The 16661-nt window shown below is 53.4% G+C and carries 19 protein-coding genes and 1 other RNA gene; 14 read left to right on the forward strand and 6 right to left on the reverse strand.

Annotated features, from left to right (window positions below):
• The first annotated feature begins 169 nt into the window (after nt 1-169).
• Entirely contained in the window at nt 170-1414 is a 1245-nt protein-coding gene (gene sstT / locus L2097_RS20760; protein WP_085005610.1) for a serine/threonine transporter SstT, read from the forward strand.
• Here the strand turns inward: sstT and L2097_RS20765 are convergent.
• The 3 genes from L2097_RS20765 to uxaC form a co-directional block, all read right to left on the reverse strand.
• Complete coding sequence (locus L2097_RS20765) at nt 1411-1965, reverse strand: YgjV family protein (RefSeq protein WP_047373012.1); 555 nt, start codon at nt 1963-1965, stop codon at nt 1411-1413. The genes sstT and L2097_RS20765 overlap by 4 nt on opposite strands.
• A gap of 203 nt (nt 1966-2168) precedes the next feature.
• Nucleotides 2169-3656: a UxaA family hydrolase gene (locus L2097_RS20770; protein ID WP_250353603.1), complete on the reverse strand. Its 1488-nt coding sequence runs from the start codon at nt 3654-3656 to the stop codon at nt 2169-2171.
• Between the two features lie 17 nt (nt 3657-3673).
• Nucleotides 3674-5086, reverse strand: coding sequence for a glucuronate isomerase (gene uxaC / locus L2097_RS20775; protein ID WP_047373010.1), 1413 nt, complete (start codon nt 5084-5086; stop codon nt 3674-3676).
• A gap of 455 nt (nt 5087-5541) precedes the next feature.
• Here uxaC and L2097_RS20780 point away from each other — a divergent pair, with 455 nt between their 5' ends.
• The 11 genes from L2097_RS20780 to L2097_RS20830 all read left to right on the forward strand — a co-directional run bounded on the left by L2097_RS20780 (nt 5542) and on the right by L2097_RS20830 (nt 12838).
• A complete protein-coding gene (locus L2097_RS20780; protein WP_047373009.1) occupies nt 5542-6843 on the forward strand; it encodes an MFS transporter in 1302 nt (433 codons plus the stop codon).
• Between the two features lie 138 nt (nt 6844-6981).
• Nucleotides 6982-7758 carry a transcriptional regulator ExuR gene (gene exuR / locus L2097_RS20785; protein ID WP_047373008.1) on the forward strand — a complete coding sequence of 259 codons (777 nt, stop codon included), beginning with the start codon at nt 6982-6984 and terminating at the stop codon, nt 7756-7758.
• Nucleotides 7759-8099: 341 nt separating this feature from the next.
• Nucleotides 8100-8765 carry a DedA family general envelope maintenance protein YqjA gene (yqjA, locus tag L2097_RS20790; RefSeq protein WP_047373007.1) on the forward strand — a complete coding sequence of 222 codons (666 nt, stop codon included), beginning with the start codon at nt 8100-8102 and terminating at the stop codon, nt 8763-8765.
• On the forward strand, nt 8765-9148 hold the full coding sequence (gene mzrA / locus L2097_RS20795) for an EnvZ/OmpR regulon moderator MzrA (RefSeq protein WP_085005608.1): 384 nt from the start codon (nt 8765-8767) through the stop codon (nt 9146-9148). The genes yqjA and mzrA overlap by 1 nt, the downstream gene beginning before the upstream one ends.
• Before the next feature lie 145 nt (nt 9149-9293).
• On the forward strand, nt 9294-9662 hold the full coding sequence (locus L2097_RS20800; protein WP_047373005.1) for a DUF1090 domain-containing protein: 369 nt from the start codon (nt 9294-9296) through the stop codon (nt 9660-9662).
• A gap of 39 nt (nt 9663-9701) precedes the next feature.
• Complete coding sequence (locus L2097_RS20805) at nt 9702-10007, forward strand: ElaB/YgaM/YqjD family protein (protein ID WP_039077519.1); 306 nt, start codon at nt 9702-9704, stop codon at nt 10005-10007.
• Between the two features lie 2 nt (nt 10008-10009).
• On the forward strand, nt 10010-10408 hold the full coding sequence (locus tag L2097_RS20810; protein ID WP_047373004.1) for a phage holin family protein: 399 nt from the start codon (nt 10010-10012) through the stop codon (nt 10406-10408).
• Nucleotides 10405-10695 carry a YqjK-like family protein gene (locus L2097_RS20815; RefSeq protein ID WP_047373003.1) on the forward strand — a complete coding sequence of 97 codons (291 nt, stop codon included), beginning with the start codon at nt 10405-10407 and terminating at the stop codon, nt 10693-10695. The genes L2097_RS20810 and L2097_RS20815 overlap by 4 nt, the downstream gene beginning before the upstream one ends.
• A gap of 211 nt (nt 10696-10906) precedes the next feature.
• On the forward strand, nt 10907-11299 hold the full coding sequence (locus L2097_RS20820; protein ID WP_047373002.1) for a DoxX family protein: 393 nt from the start codon (nt 10907-10909) through the stop codon (nt 11297-11299).
• Between the two features lie 75 nt (nt 11300-11374).
• On the forward strand, nt 11375-12361 hold the full coding sequence (locus tag L2097_RS20825) for a glutathione S-transferase family protein (protein ID WP_047373001.1): 987 nt from the start codon (nt 11375-11377) through the stop codon (nt 12359-12361).
• Nucleotides 12362-12475: 114 nt separating this feature from the next.
• A complete protein-coding gene (locus L2097_RS20830) occupies nt 12476-12838 on the forward strand; it encodes a DUF805 domain-containing protein (protein ID WP_047373000.1) in 363 nt (120 codons plus the stop codon).
• A 17-nt stretch (nt 12839-12855) separates the two neighbouring features.
• Here L2097_RS20830 and L2097_RS20835 read toward each other — a convergent pair whose 3' ends face one another.
• Nucleotides 12856-13752 (reverse strand): LysR family transcriptional regulator, encoded by an 897-nt coding sequence (locus tag L2097_RS20835; RefSeq protein ID WP_047372999.1) that lies wholly within the window; start codon nt 13750-13752, stop codon nt 12856-12858.
• Nucleotides 13753-13858: 106 nt separating this feature from the next.
• Here L2097_RS20835 and L2097_RS20840 point away from each other — a divergent pair, with 106 nt between their 5' ends.
• Entirely contained in the window at nt 13859-14560 is a 702-nt protein-coding gene (locus L2097_RS20840; protein ID WP_047372998.1) for a pirin family protein, read from the forward strand.
• Between the two features lie 26 nt (nt 14561-14586).
• On the forward strand, nt 14587-14754 hold the full coding sequence (locus L2097_RS20845; RefSeq protein WP_394373549.1) for a protein YhaL: 168 nt from the start codon (nt 14587-14589) through the stop codon (nt 14752-14754).
• A 323-nt stretch (nt 14755-15077) separates the two neighbouring features.
• Here the strand turns inward: L2097_RS20845 and rnpB are convergent.
• An RNA gene (rnpB, locus tag L2097_RS20850) (RNase P RNA component class A) lies at nt 15078-15459 on the reverse strand.
• 32 nt (nt 15460-15491) lie between these two features.
• On the reverse strand, nt 15492-16637 hold the full coding sequence (garK, locus tag L2097_RS20855; RefSeq protein WP_085005604.1) for a glycerate 2-kinase: 1146 nt from the start codon (nt 16635-16637) through the stop codon (nt 15492-15494).
• Nucleotides 16638-16661: the final 24 nt, after the last annotated feature.

A 16661-nucleotide genomic window follows, 5' to 3' on the forward strand; every position in this document is an offset into this window, starting at 1 on the left:
CTGAGTTAACAACGTCCCTGGTTCGCCCTCTTTCCGGAGAGGGCGTTTTTCTGATTTTTCCCCCCGCCAGTATCTGAAACAGCCCTCCGAGCAGCGAATTCTTTATACTCAATCCGTTGCGCCTGCTGGCGCAGCACCGATGGAACACCAATAAAACCAAGGAAAAGGTATGCACACACAACTCACTACGACATGGTTGCAACGCATGATGCGCGGCAATATCGTCAAGCAAATTCTCGCCGGACTGGTACTGGGCATCTTGTTGAGCTGGCTTTCGCCTGATACCGCTCTCGCCGCTGGCATGCTGGGTACACTGTTTGTCGGTGCGCTAAAAGCCGTGGCTCCGGTTCTGGTATTGTTTCTGGTGATGGCCTCGGTGGCTAATCATCGGCAGGGGCAAAAAATCAGCATTCGTCCTATCCTGCTGCTTTATTTAATCGGCACCTTCTCCGCCGCATTGACTGCGGTGATCGTCAGTTTTCTGTTCCCTTCCACTCTGCATCTGGTAGCAGGCGCGACCGATATCGTTGCGCCTTCCGGTATTATTGGCGTGCTGGAAGGGCTGCTGATGAATATCGTCGCAAACCCGGTCGATGCGCTGATCAAAGGAAATTACATCGGGATCCTGGCCTGGGCCATTGGTCTCGGCTTTGCCTTGCGCCACAGTAGTGATGCCAGCAAAAGCCTGCTTAACGACATGTCCAGTGCGGTGGCGTTTATGGTTACGTTAGTGATTCGCTTTGCACCGCTGGGTATTTTGGGGCTTGTGGCCTCCACCCTGGCGACAACGGGCTTTGGCGCGCTCTGGAGCTACGCGCAACTGCTGCTTGTGCTGGTCGGTTGTATGTTGCTGGTTGCGCTGGTGATTAACCCGCTGCTGGTCTGGGTGAAGATCCGCCGCAACCCTTATCCGCTGGTGCTTCTCTGTTTACGTGAAAGCGGTGTAACCGCTTTTTTCACCCGTAGCTCGGCGGCGAATATCCCGGTAAATATGGCGCTGTGCGAAAAACTCGGGCTTGATAAAGACACCTATTCCGTATCGATCCCCCTGGGGGCGACAGTCAATATGGCTGGCGCGGCCATCACCATCACCGTGCTCTCGCTGGCGGCAGTACATACATTGGGCGTGGCCGTGGATATCCCGACAGCCGTGCTCTTAAGCATCGTGGCTTCGCTCTGCGCCTGTGGCGCATCCGGGGTAGCGGGCGGCTCGCTGCTGCTTATTCCGCTGGCCTGTAACTTGTTCGGCATTTCAGCCGATGTTGCCATGCAGGTCGTCGCCGTCGGCTTCATTATTGGCGTCGTGCAGGACTCCTGCGAGACCGCCATCAACTCCTCAACCGATGTGCTGTTTACCGCGGCCGCCTGCCAGGCAGACAGCGAGCGCGCGTCGTTAATGCCTCTGCGCAATTAACGCGGAGAAGTACTCTCTTTTTGCAGCGCGGTTTCGACTTTAAACGGGTCGATGCCGCGTTTTTGCATTCGCCAGAAACGGATAATGTTCAGGCCGTTCACCACAAGGAAGCTGCCTTCTATCAAAGTGCCGCCAATCGATCCCAGCCACAGGTTATGCGTGACCCAGCAGGCGGTTGAACACCACATGATGCAGCGCACGGAAAGTCCTTTGCAGCGAAACAGCGCCCAGGTACTGGCAACCGTACCAATAATCGGCAGCAGTTCGACCGGGTGGTGTAATTTGATCAAACCAAAAAACAGCGTCAGTACAATAAACACGGCCATGACCCACAGCTTGCGGGTATGCATGGAGATAATAGTACGTACGGCGTTGAGTTCTGCGCTCATGCCAGCAGGCAGTGCGCCCATCAGAAAGAAATGCGCGCCGATCGTGGCGCTGTAGAGGGAAAGCTGGAGCTTGAAACGCTTTTCGTCGCGGTTAATGAACGTGGTGATACCGATGATAAACGCCAGTACACCAACGCCCTGGGCTAACCAATACGCGCTCATGGAAGATCCTTGTTAATAACGCAAAAAGAAACGACGCTTCATAATATGAAACGTCGTTTTTAAATTCTACTGCTGTGTTACCCAAAAGATGTCGTGCTACAGCCAGGCGGCAAGTCCAGGAATCCCCGGAAGCTTACATACGTAAGTGACCGGGGTGAGCGGACGTAGCCAACACCGCTGTAGCGCGAGAGATGAAGGGTAACTTATAACGTTACGCCGCTCTTGAAGATAGCCAGCTCGCGGAACTCATTGCGTTCATTACAGGTCTGCTTACCGTTGGCAAAATCCACGATCGCATCCACGAACTCGCTCAGCAGTTGCGGCATGGTTTTTCCGTGAATAAGCTGACCCGCGTCGAAATCGATCCAGTGTTTCTTCTTCGCCGCCAGTTCGCTGTTAGTCGCGATTTTTACTGTCGGCACAAAGCCGCCGTAAGGGGTGCCGCGACCAGTGCTGAACAGCACCATGTGGCAACCCGCCCCCGCCAGTGCGCTGGTGGCAACCGCATCGTTGCCCGGCGCGCTCAGCAGGTTGAGACCGTGGGTTTTCAGGCGTTCACCGTAACGCAGCACGTCGACCACCTGGCTGGCGCCCGCTTTTTGGGTACAGCCAAGCGATTTTTCTTCCAGCGTCGTGATTCCACCGGCTTTATTACCCGGCGATGGGTTTTCGTAGATCGGCTGGTTATGCGCGATAAAGTACTGTTTGAAGTCGTTCACCATGGTGACGGTCTTCTCGAAGGTCTCTTCGTCGCGGCAATGGCTCATCAGAATCTGTTCTGCACCGAACATTTCCGGCACTTCGGTTAATACCGTGGTACCACCGTTACCGATAATGTAGTCAGAAAAACGTCCCAGCATCGGATTCGCAGTGATCCCGGAAAGTCCGTCTGATCCCCCACACTCCAGACCAAATTTCAGCTCGCCCAGTTTGCCGGGCTCGCGCTTGTCATGGCGCATGGCTTCATACAATTCGTACAAATGCTCAATGCCCGCTTCCACTTCGTCGTCCTGGTGTTGGCAGATCATAAAGTGGACGCGGGACGGATCGTATTCGCCCAGCGTTTCGCGAAACGCATCGACCTGGTTGTTTTCACAGCCCAGACCAATGACCAGCACCGCCCCCGCATTCGGGTGACGTACCATATTTTGCAGCATAGTACGGGTGTTAATATGGTCATCGCCCAACTGTGAGCAACCGTAGGTGTGGCTAAACAGGTGCACGCCATCGATATCTTCGGCGTTGTGCGTCTCTTTCAGAAAACGGGTCTGGATTTGACGAGCAATGCCGTTAACACAGCCCACCGTCGGTAGGATCCACAGTTCGTTGCGAACCCCAACCTCTCCGTTTGCACGGCGGTAGATCTGAACTTCACGATCGGCCGCCGGTGCATTTTCATCAATGAGATCAGGTTGATAGCTATACTCATCCAAATCGCTTAGATTGGTACGCACATTGTGAGAATGGATGTGTTCACCTGCGGCAATATCTGTTGTGGCATGGCCGATAGGAAGACCATACTTCACCACATTCTCACCCGTCGGGATGGCCTGCAGGGCAAATTTATGTCCACGTACCACCGCCTGACGAAGCAAAATCTCATGACCGTCAACAACAACTTCTGTGCCTTCGGCGAGATCCGCCAGCGCTACCGCGACATTATCCAGCGAGTGGATCTTGATGTATTGCATATCAACCTCAAACGGCCTTAGTTCAGTTCAATCGCGAAGTAGTCACGCGCATTGTTAAAGCAGATATTTTTCACCATCTCGCCCAGCAACTGGATATCAGCCGGGGCTTCACCCGCGTGCACCCAGCGGCCAATCATCTGGCACAGAATGCGACGGAAATATTCGTGACGGGTATAAGACAGGAAGCTACGGCTGTCGGTCAGCATACCCACGAAGCGGCTCAGCAGACCGAGCTGTGCCAGTTGGGTCATCTGACGTTCCATACCGTCTTTCTGGTCGTTGAACCACCAGCCGGAACCAAACTGCATCTTGCCTGGCATACCTTCACCCTGGAAGTTACCGATCATGGTGCCCAGCACTTCGTTATCACGCGGGTTCAGGCAGTACAGGATAGTTTTCGGCAGCAGGTTTTCTTCATTCTGCTTGCTGAGTAATTTCGACAGCTCTTCCGCCAGCGGACGGTCATTGATGGAGTCAAAGCCCACATCCGGCCCCAGCAATTTGAACTGACGCAGGTTGTTATTACGCAGCGCACCGATGTGATACTGCTGTACCCAGCCGCGACGGGCATATTCCGCACCGAGGAACACCAGAACGGCAGTTTTGAACTGCGCGACTTCATGCTGGCTTAAGCTTTCACCCGCCAGGCGGCGAGCGAGGATGCTATCCAGTTCCGCGTCGCTTGCTTCGGCGAAGAGTACGACGTCAAGCGCGTGGTCTGACACTTTACAACCATGTGCTTCAAAGTGATCCAGACGTTTAGTCAGCGCGGTTTGCAGATCGGCAAAGCGACGGATGTCGGTGTCAGACACTTCACCCAGCTTGCTCATGTAGTCGTTAAACGTGGCCAGTTCAATGTTGAAGGCTTTATCCGGACGCCAGCTTGGCAGCACTTTGATGGTGAAGGTGGTGTCTTTGGCAACGGCAGCGTGGTGCTCCAGAGAGTCGATCGGATCGTCGGTGGTGCCGACCATCTTCACATTCATCTGCTGCATGATACCGCGAGCAGTAAATTTATCCTGCGCCAGTAATTCATTGCCCAGATTCCAGATTTCATCCGCCGTAGACGGCGAAAGCAGCTTACCTGTAATACCAAATGGGCGACGAAGTTCTAAATGGGTCCAGTGGTATAACGGGTTGCCGATCGTATGCGGTACGGTTGCGGCCCAGGCGTCAAACTTCTCACGATCGCTGGCATCACCGGTACACAGGCGCTCCGGCACACCATTGGTGCGCATTGCACGCCACTTGTAGTGATCACCTTTTAACCAGATGTCATACAGGTTTTTGAAGCGGTAGTTATCCGCGATCTGCTGCGGCGGCAGGTGGCAATGAAAGTCAAAAATCGGCTGATCTTTCGCGTAGTCATGGTACAGGCGGCGCGCAAATTCGGTATCTAACAGAAAATCTTCGGTCATAAACGGGGTCATTATCGTCTTCCTCTAAACGAGTGCGTCTGATGCTTACCTTAATGCTGACAAAGTTATCACACCAATTTCCAGTGGCCGAAGACTTTTTCGTGAGTTAGATCAATAAACGATGACAAATATTTACAAGATTGCGCATCAAAATCACCGCCAGCCCGCGCCAGTACTGGTCTGGTACCGCAAAGCTAAAAACCACACAAAGAAAAACACTTTTGTGATGTCACTCACCTTTTGAAGTTGTATGACAAGTTATCTTTCTGCCGTCGAATACATCAGCCGACGGAATGCATTGCCGGTGATTAATCATCGGTCTTTACGGTACGGATACCGAATTGAGCACGTTGAATAGCAAGGTTCGGGTCGTTCCGGTGTTTACCGGTTACGCCCTCCGTTTTCACCTCCCGACCGCAACCGGCAGGTGACCGCGCTAGCGGAATTAACATAACGATGAGGTTTACATGCGTAAAATTAAAGGGTTACGTTGGTACATGATAGCGCTGGTGACGATCGGCACCGTGCTGGGTTACTTGACGCGTAACACGATTGCTGCGGCAGCGCCTACGCTGATGCAAGAGCTAAATATCTCCACACAGCAATACTCCTATATTATTGCGGCCTACTCGGCTGCTTATACCATCATGCAGCCGGTCGCAGGTTACGTACTGGACATCCTCGGTACCAAGATCGGCTACGCCGTTTTCGCCGTGACCTGGGCCATCTTCTGTGGCGCAACAGCGCTGGCAGGTAGCTGGGGCGGTCTGGCGCTGGCGCGCGGTGCCGTTGGTGCAGCAGAGGCTGCTATGATTCCGGCAGGCCTGAAAGCGGCTTCTGAGTGGTTCCCGGCGAAAGAACGTTCTATCGCAGTGGGCTATTTCAACGTCGGTTCTTCTATTGGTGCGATGATTGCACCGCCACTGGTCGTGTGGGCAATCGTCATGCACAGCTGGCAGCTGGCGTTCATTATCTCTGGCGTACTGAGCTTCGCCTGGGCCATGGCATGGTTAATTTTCTATAAACACCCGCGCGATCAGAAAAAACTGACTGAAGAAGAACGCGAATACATCATTGGCGGTCAGGAAGCGCAACACCAGACCTTTAACGGCAAAAAAATGTCCGTCCTGCAGATTCTGGGCACCCGTCAGTTCTGGGGTATCGCGCTGCCGCGTTTCCTGGCAGAGCCGGCATGGGGTACGTTCAACGCCTGGATCCCGCTGTTCATGTTCAAAGTCTACGGCTTTAACCTGAAAGAAATCGCCATGTTCGCCTGGATGCCAATGCTGTTCGCTGACCTGGGCTGTATCGTTGGTGGTTACCTGCCGCCGCTGTTCCAGCGCTGGTTCGGTGTGAACCTGATTGTCTCCCGTAAAATGGTTGTGACCATGGGTGCGCTGCTGATGATCGGCCCAGGCATGATCGGTCTGTTCACCAGCCCGTATGTAGCAATCGGCCTGCTGTGTATTGGTGGTTTTGCTCACCAGTCTCTGTCCGGCGCGCTGATTACGCTCTCTTCTGACGTGTTCGGTCGTAATGAAGTAGCAACCGCAAACGGTCTGACCGGGATGGCGGCATGGACGGCAAGTACCATGTTTGCTCTGGTGGTTGGTGCGCTGGCTGACACCATCGGCTTTAGCCCGCTGTTCGCTGTGCTGGCGCTGTTCGACCTGCTCGGTGCGGTGGTTATCTGGACGGTGCTGAAAAGTAAATCCGCCAGTGAATTAGAGCAGGAAAATGCGGTCGGCGGTACCGCAACGCAAAGCTAGAACACGCACTTATTTGTACTGCTGTTTGTCCAAAAGCCGCCCACCGTTTCGGGCGGCTTTTTCTTGCCGGGTTGTGGTGAGAATGACGTAAAAGTGGTATAACAAATCTACTAATGCCTTATCTTGCCTGGAGCGCATATGGAAATCACTGAATCACGTCGTTTGTACCAGCAACTTGCCGCCGAGCTGAAAAGCCGGATCGAGCAGGGTGTCTATCTTGTGGGTGACAAACTTCCCGCCGAGCGCTTTATCGCAGACGAAAAAAGCGTCAGCCGGACCGTGGTTCGTGAAGCGATTATCATGCTGGAAGTCGAAGGCTACGTTGAAGTCCGTAAAGGTTCCGGCATTCATGTTATTTCCAATCAGCCTCGTCATACTCAGGCTCCTGACGAATCGCTGGAATTTGCCAACTACGGTCCGTTCGAGCTTCTGCAGGCGCGTCAGCTGATTGAAAGCAATATTGCGGAATTTGCCGCAACCCAGGTTACCAAGCAAGACATCATGAAACTGATGGAAATTCAGGAAAACGCGCGCAAAGAGAAGTGCTTCCGCGATTCTGAATGGGATTTACAGTTTCATGTGCAGGTGGCCCTGGCGACACAAAACAGCGCGCTGGCGGCCATTGTCGAAAAAATGTGGACCCAGCGTGTGCACAACCCGTACTGGAAAAAACTGCACGACCATATTGACCTGCGCACCGTGGATAACTGGTGTGACGATCATGATCAAATTCTCAAAGCATTGATTCGCAAGGATCCGCATGCGGCTAAAGTCGCGATGTGGCAGCATCTGGAAAATACCAAACAGATGTTATTTAACGAAACCAGCGATGACTTCGAGTTCAATGCTGACCGCTATTTGTTTGCGGAAAACCCCGTTGTTCACCTTGATACCGTAGCAAGTGGCGTAAAATAATGCTTTTCTCTGTCAGGCGCACAGCATCGCTGCGCCTGGCCACTTAAGGGTCAGTAAAAAGTATAGAGTGTCAGCCTTTGTAAATACCCTCGCCACCCCTCCTTTCGACAAGCAAAATCATTTTCTGACAAAGCGTAATTTCTCTGCCGCAGAACTATGGCATTTGTTACAATTGGACGCACTTTGCCACTGCGTGAGTTAGCGCTTGCTCACAGCGTTGTTACCGAAATAGCCAGGCTGCTGAATGCGCCACGAGCGACCATAATGTCACTATCAATAATGTCGCCGTGCTGTTTTACAGGTATCCGACGTGCCGTAAACCGATGTACCAGGAACATTGAATGGAACTTTTAAGCCAATTACTGCATGCCCTCTGGAGCCAGGATTTCGAAACGCTGGCAAATCCATCCATGATCGGCATGCTCTACTTTGTGTTATTTGTCATCTTATTTCTCGAGAATGGCCTGCTTCCGGCCGCTTTCCTCCCTGGCGACAGTCTGTTGGTGCTGGTCGGTGTTTTGATTGCAAAAGGGGCAATGGGCTATCCGCAGACCATTTTGTTATTAACGACGGCCGCCAGTCTGGGATGTTGGCTGAGCTATATCCAGGGCCGATGGCTGGGGAACACGCGAACCGTACAAAATTGGTTGTCGCATCTTCCGGCGCATTATCATCAACGTGCGCATCATCTTTTTCATAAACACGGTCTTTCAGCGTTGCTGATTGGACGTTTTATTGCATTTGTTCGCACCCTGTTACCAACTATTGCCGGAATCTCGGGTCTTAGTAGCGCTCGCTTCCAGTTTTTCAACTGGATGAGCGGTTTGTTATGGGTGCTGATTCTGACGACACTGGGGTATTTATTGGGTATAACGCCGGTGTTTCGTAAATATGAAGACGCATTGATGTCTTGTTTGATGCTGCTTCCCGTTGTTCTGCTGGTGATTGGCCTGGTTGGCACACTGGTGGTGTTGTGGAAGAAAAAATACGGTAATCGGGGTCAATAATGGAATCGCAACGTCCCTTCCTGCGCTGGTTATTGATGGGCATCGCCGCGATGGCGCTGTTCAGCGTACTCTTTTTAGGGTGGGTGACAGTGCAGAACCGTGAATCTACGCTGGCGATACGCCCAATCGCGCAAAACACAAGTGTGCCGGATGGTTTTTCCATTTGGCATCATCTGGATGCAAACGGCATCCATTTCAAGAGCATTACGCCGTTAAACGACACGCTGTTAATCAAATTTGAGTCCAGCGCCCAGAGTGCTGCAGCAAAGGAAGTGCTGGACAGAACACTCCCTCACGGCTACATCGTCGCGTTACAGGATGACGACAGCCAGACCTCTGCCTGGCTTTCACGTTTACGCGATACCACCCATCGATTCGGCTGATCCTCCAGGATTCTGAATCTTTTCACCTACTTTGGTGCTTTAGCCGTTAACGTTCTATGCTTGAGTTAATGGAACCAAAGTCCACGTTATGTCACTGGATGCTGGCGAGCCTTGTTTCGCCAGCCAACAATGGAAGGTTTCGACTATGAAATACCGCATCGCACTGGCGCTAACCCTATTATCTGTAAGCGCGATGTCTCAGGCATCCTCCCCCTGTCAGGAGAAGGAGCAGGAGATTGCGCGTGAAATCAGCTATGCCGAAAAGCACAACAATCAGAGTCGGATTGATGGGTTGAATAAGGCACTGCACGAGGTTCGCACCACCTGTTCCGACAGTAAATTGCGTGCGGAGCATCAGCGCAAAATTGCCAGACAGAAAGACGAGGTTGCCGAACGTCGCGATGATCTCGCCAAAGCGAAACAAAAAGGCGATGCGGACAAAATAAGCAAACGCGAGCACAAGCTGAAAGAGGCCGAGACAGAACTTAAGGCGCTGGAAGCCCGTGACTACTGATTTTGATGGAAGTTAACACTCACTCACCTGGAGAGAATTATGTCTAAAGAGGCAAATACAGAACATCTGCGCGCTGAGTTGAAATCCCTGGCGGATACCCTTGAGGAAGTACTGAGCACCTCCGGGGACAAATCAAAAGAAGAGTTGAGCAAACTGCGCAGCAAAGCCGAAAAAGCCTTGCAGGAAAGTCGCTATCGCCTGGGCGAAACGGGTGATGCTATTGCCCGCCAGACCCGGGAGGCCGCTGCAAGAACCGACGAATATGTACGTGAAAACCCATGGGCCAGCGTGGGCATTGGCGCGGCGATTGGCGTCGTGCTGGGCGTGCTCCTGACGCGTCGCTGATTATGGCGGATTCACGACACACGCAAGGACCGGGCAAAAGCGTCCTGGGTATCGGGCAGCGCATTGTTTCCATTATGGTTGAAATGGTGGAAACGCGGCTCCGCCTGGCTGTGGTCGAACTGGAAGAGGAAAAAGCTAACCTTTTCCAGTTGCTCCTGATGGTAGGGTTGACCATGCTTTTCGCTGCGTTCGGCCTGATGAGTCTGATGGTGCTGATTATCTGGGCCATCGACCCGCAATACCGGCTCAACGCCATGATCGCCACAACGGTGGTGCTCCTGGTACTGGCGTTGATTGGCGGTATCTGGACCCTACGTAAAGCCCGCGAATCCACAATCTTGCGCCACACGCGCCAGGAACTGGCCAATGACCGTCAGTTACTGGAAGAGGAAAAACCATGAGTCACCAGGCCGAGCGTCTCAAGCGTAAAGCCCTGCTGCTCAGTCAAATTCAGCAGCAACGGCTGGATTTGACCGCTGCTCGCCGTGACTGGCTGGACGCCACCGGTGGTTATGACCGCGGCTGGAACACCTTCCTGAGCCTGCGTTCCTGGGCGCTGGTTGGCAGCAGCTTCATGGCGGTGTGGTCTGTGCGCCACCCAAACATGCTGATGCGCTGGGCGAAGCGCGGACTTGGTCTGTGGAGCGTCTGGCGGCTGGTAAAATCCACGCTTGATCAACAACGTTAATCCCTTCCCCGGCGGCAATGTGCTGACCGGGGTCGCCACCTGTTTCTCGGCAACTCCTTCAGTATCTTTGAAAAATTTCGACAGTTTTCCTTGCTAACAATCTTTTCCCGCCCCGTTTAATATCCTCTCCATCGACAGCAAGCATGCGGCCAGCGCCGATGATTGCCGGACTTTTTACTTAAGAAGACACTGTGGTTCCCTGGAGAGAAAGATGAAAAAATTAGAAGATGTTGGTGTACTGGTAGCGCGTATTCTGATGCCAATCCTGTTCATTACCGCAGGCTGGGGCAAAATCACCGGTTATGCTGGCACTCAGCAGTATATGGAAGCCATGGGTGTCCCGGGCTTTATGCTGCCGCTGGTTATCCTGCTTGAGTTCGGCGGCGGTCTGGCTATTCTGTTCGGTTTTCTGACGCGCACCACTGCGCTGTTCACCGCAGGCTTTACCCTGCTGACCGCGTTTATCTTCCACAGTAATTTTGCGGAAGGTATGAACTCCCTGATGTTTATGAAAAACCTGACCATCGCTGGCGGCTTCCTGCTGCTGGGTATCACCGGGCCGGGCGCATTCAGCATCGACCGCGTACTGAATAAAAAATGGTAAGCGCTCTATACTGATAAAGAGACATGAAGCGAGGGGACATCTCCTCGCTTTTGCCATCTATAAGGAGGATGCATCATGGGACAACTCATCGACGGCGTCTGGCATGATACCTGGTATGATACCAGCTCGACCGGTGGACGATTCCAGCGCTCAGTGTCAGCATTTCGTAACTGGCTCACCACCGATGGCGCGCCTGGCCCGTCTGGCGAAGGCGGCTTTGCGGCGGAAAAAGACAGATATCACCTGTATGTTTCTCTCGCCTGTCCCTGGGCCCACCGCACGCTAATCATGCGTACGTTAAAAGGCCTGGAAGACTTTTTACCGGTTTCCGTAGTGAATCCGCTGATGCTGGAAAACGGCTGGACGTTTGACGATACCTTCCCGGCGGCAACCGGCGATTCGCTCTATCAGCATGAATTTCTTTATCAGCTTTACCTTCATGCCGACCCGCAATACACCGGACGCGTAACGGTCCCGGTGCTGTGGGACAAAAAGAATCACACTATTGTCAGCAATGAATCCGCTGAAATCATTCGCATGTTCAATACAGCGTTCGATGCGCAGGGCGCGCGTGCCGGCGACTACTACCCGTCAGACTTGCGGGCGCAAATTGACGAGCTGAATAGCTGGATCTATGACAACGTCAATAACGGCGTCTATAAAGCCGGTTTCGCCACCAGCCAGGAGGCTTATGATGAAGCCGTCAACAAGGTCTTCGAATCCCTTGCCAGGCTGGAACAAATCCTTGGGCAACACCGTTACCTGACAGGCGATCGCCTAACCGAGGCGGACATCCGCCTGTGGACAACGCTAATCCGTTTCGATCCGGTCTATGTGACCCACTTTAAGTGCGATAAGCATCGCATCAGCGACTATCTCAACCTTTATGGGTTCCTGCGGGATATCTATCAGATGCCGGGCATTGCGGAAACGGTCAATTTTGACCACATCCGTACCCACTACTACCGCAGTCATAAAACCATCAATCCGACGGGAATTATCTCCATCGGCCCATGGCAGGATCTTAACGAACCCCACGGTCGGGACGTCCGTTTCGCTTAATATTTTCGGGTGCAGTCACTGCGCCCGAATATATTTCACGTATCCTTTTTTCCCCGTCTATTCTTACAGTGATCGCTGAGAAAACAATGCATTGAGCGTATTCCGAGGTAGAGAATGGACTGGTATTTCAAAGTGCTGAGCAACTATGTCCTCTTTCGTGGCCGTGCGCATCGCCGTGAGTTCTGGACGTTTATGCTGGTCAACATCATTCTCGCAGGCGTGCTTGTCGTAGTGGATAACATTTCGGGCTGGCGCGCGGGTAGCGTTGGCCTGTTAAGCCTGATCTACGCTTTGCTGGTTTTCCTGCCTTCCCTTGCCGTTCAGTCGCGTCGCTTGCACGATACCGATCGCACCGCCAAATGGTTGTGGTTGTGGTGTTTTCCGGTGCTGGGTTGGCTGATGCTGCTGGCCTTCTGGAGTCAGCACGGCACCCCCGAAGAAAACCGCTTCGGGCCGGAGCCAAAAGCGTTTCCTTAAGGGTGCTGCCGGGAGGATTACTTACCGGAGAAAAGTTTAGGAATCTCGCGCAGACACCAGGCTTTCGCTTCGCCCATGCTGTCACGCCGCCAGGCCATGATAATGTCGACTTCGCTGGTATATTCCGGGCTGACAACGCGCAGACGCCCTTCTGCAATGTCCTGCTCAACCAGCGGATAAGGCATTGTCGCCACCCCCAATCCCGCCAGTAATGCCTGACGCTTGTCTTCGATCGTACTGACCGTCAGACGCGGCTGTTTGTCCAGTAATTGCACCGTCAGAACCGGACGCTCACGCGCGGTATCCGCGACCGCCACTCCGCGATATTTCACTCGCGTCACCTCAGACAGCGGTTCCGGTTCGTGGTGAATCGGATGATCCGGCGCCGCGACATAGACGTTGAGGACTTTATACAGCTTGCGAGAGTTGATTTCTGACGAAGAGCGGAAATGCATATCCGGCGCAATCACAATATCCGCGCGCCCCTGCTCCAGCCGTTCCCATGCACCCGCAAGCACTTCGGTAATGATCGAGAGTTGTGTGTTGGCTTTCGCCGCCAGTTTATCGACAAGCGGGAACAGTTCGTGCGTCGGCACCAGTGCTTCGGTGACCAGCGTCAAATGTGTTTCCCAGCCGCGTGCCAGCGCTTCGGCATCGGTAGTGAGTTTGTCAGCCGCTTCGAGCAAAACACGCCCGCGTTCCAGCAACATGCGACCCACGTTGGTAAACTTTGTTCTATGGCCGGAGCGGTCAAACAGAACAACGTCCAGCTCTTCTTCCAGTTTCTGCATCGTGTAGCTAAGTGCAGAGGGGACTCGCCCCAGTTCATCTGCTGCAGCGGCAAAGCTGCCGCGACGGTCAATTGCGTCCATGACGCGTAACGCTTCCAGCGTAAGTGCCCTATCTTTCGCCATTTTTGTTCTCATTCAGGAAATTTGAACATACCGGGCAGAATATCTGGCTAACAATGCAGCGTCCATACCTTTACCATTGTTTTAGTGTAAAGAGAGGTCAAGAATTATGATTACTACCAGAACAGCCAAACAATGTGGACAAGCGGACTTCGGCTGGCTGCAGGCCCGCTACACCTTTTCCTTTGGACATTACTTTGACCCGAAGCTTTTGGGCTACGCCTCCCTGCGCGTACTGAACCAGGAAGTGCTGGCGCCTGGCGCATCATTCCAGCCGCGCACCTACCCGAAAGTGGATATTCTGAACCTGATTCTGGAAGGCGAAGCCGAGTATCGCGACAGCGAAGGTAACCATATTCAGGCCAAAACGGGCGAAGCATTGCTCATTGCGACTCAGCCGGGCATCAGCTATAGCGAACATAACCTGAGTAAAGATAAGCCGCTGACGCGTATGCAGTTGTGGCTGGATGCCTGCCCGGAACGTGAAAATCCGACGGTGCAAAAAGTGATGATTGCCGATCAGGCTCACCAGTTGCTTGCCTCCCCGGATGGTAGCCAGGACAGTCTGCAATTACGTCAGCAGGTGTGGTTACACCATATCGAGCTGGAAAAAGGTGAAGAACTTACGTTTCAACTGCATGGGCCACGCGCCTACCTGCAGTCGATTCACGGTACGGTACACGCAGTCACGCCGTGCGAATCACGGGAAGCGCTCACCTGTGGTGACGGCGCTTTTATTCGTGATGAGGCTAACATAACGTTAGTCGCCGATACGCCGTTGCGCGCTTTACTGATAGATTTACCCGTGTAAGCGCGAGAGTTTTACGGAGTACGACGGTGAAGAAAAAGAGTGTTCACTACAGAACGTCAACGCACATGCCCACACAGCAAACTAGCCCGGCCGAATCGCCGCAATCTTTTGATTACGACGATATGCTGAGCGAACTGGAAGCAATCGTCGCCGATGCAGAGCAGCGGCTGGCGCAAGAAGACGAAGCAGCGTAACAGAAGCCCTGGTCTAAAAACCGGGGCTTTTTTGTGGCGCTTACGGAAAAATTAGCCTGACGGCAACTCGCTATCGAGCAAATCGGTGCCGTAAGAATTATCGATAGTGCACCAGCCCTGCGAAGCAATGTGGCGATAAAAGATGTCGCGCGACGGATTGTCTCGACAATGCCACTCTGAATAGGGTTGTAGCCCGGTAAACGCAGTGCCACCGGGGAATGTTCAGGCTTCCCCACACCCCACTGGAGCCAGGGGGAAGATCGTGCAGAAATTTGAAACCACGGAAAAGCAAAAACCCGCCGAAGCGGGTTTTTACCTGAAAAGATCGAAACTGACCGATAAGCCGGGTTCTGTCGTGGACAGTCATTCATCTAGGCCAGCAATCGCTCACTGGCTCAAGCAGCCTACCCGGGTTCAGTACGGGCCGTACCTTATGAACCCCTATTTGGCCTTGCTCCGGGTGGAGTTTACCGTGCCGCGAACTGTTACCAGCCGCGCGGTGCGCTCTTACCGCACCCTTTCACCCTTACCTGATCCCACTTGCGTGGGCCATCGGCGGTTTGCTCTCTGTTGCACTGGTCGTAGGCTGTTACACCCCCCAGGCGTTACCTGGCACCCTGCCCTATGGAGCCCGGACTTTCCTCCCCTCCGCCTGTCTCCCCCGAAGGAGGACAACGACGAAGCGGCGACTGTCTGGTCAGCTTCGGCGCGCAGTATAGAGGGTTTGCGCGCCGATGTCACCCCTCAGCAGACATGCCAACCTGTAAGGTGGCCGCAATGTTGCGGGATGCACGATAAATATTGTCAAACGCGCCACGGAACGCCTCTTCAAGCGTACCAATACTCGTCAGAACGCTGAATACTGCGTCAATACCATACTGATGCACAATGCCAACATCACGCGTCAGGCTCCCGGCAATACCTATAACCGGTTTGTGGTATTTTTTTGCCACGCTTGCCACGCCCACCGGCACTTTGCCGTGGATACTCTGGCTGTCGATACGGCCTTCACCGGTGACCACCAGGGTGCAGTCGTGGATATGTTCTTCCAGATTCAACGCCTGGGTTACGATTTCGATGCCGCTACGTAGCTCCGCGCCGAGGAATGCCATCAACGCGGCACCCATACCGCCCGCCGCACCGGCCCCTGGCACGTTTTTCACATCAATATGCAGCGATTTTTTAATCACATCGGCGTAATGAGCAAGGTTACGGTCCAGCTCAACAATCAGCTCCTCCGTCGCGCCTTTTTGTGGTCCAAAGATACGCGATGCGCCTTTTTCGCCGGTGAGCGGATTCGTCACATCACAGGCAACACGAATAGTGCAGCCACCAAGACGCGGATCGAGCCCGGAAACGTCAATAGCATTCAGGCTTATCAGGCTACCGCCGCCGTTACCGATGTCGGTACCATTGGCATCGCACAGCTTCGCGCCAAGCGCCTGAACCATACCCGCACCGCCGTCATTCGTTGCGCTGCCGCCGATACCGATAATGATATTTTTTGCCCCATGATCCAGCGCGTGCAAAATAAGTTCCCCGGTGCCGCGCGAAGTGGTGATCAGAGGGTTTCGTAATTCAGGGGGCACAAGTGCCAGTCCACTGGCAGCGGCCATTTCTATAAAAGCAGTTTTACCGTCGCCGGACATTCCCCAACGCGCATCGACATTTTCACCTAAAGGACCGGTGACGCGCGCCGTGTGCACAGAACCTTTTGTTGCGGCAATCATGGCTTCAACCGTTCCCTCACCGCCATCTGCGACCGGAACTGAAACGTATTGAGCATCCGGGAAAATTTCCCGAAATCCTTTTTCTATCGCCTGCGCTACTTCGGTAGCAGAAAGGCTTTCTTTATAAGAGTCTGGGGCGATTACGATTTTCATAGTTGATTAGCCTGACATTGCCGC

It is taken from the genome of Citrobacter sp. MNAZ 1397, assembly GCF_023613995.1.
Lineage (GTDB): Bacteria > Pseudomonadota > Gammaproteobacteria > Enterobacterales > Enterobacteriaceae > Phytobacter > Phytobacter ursingii.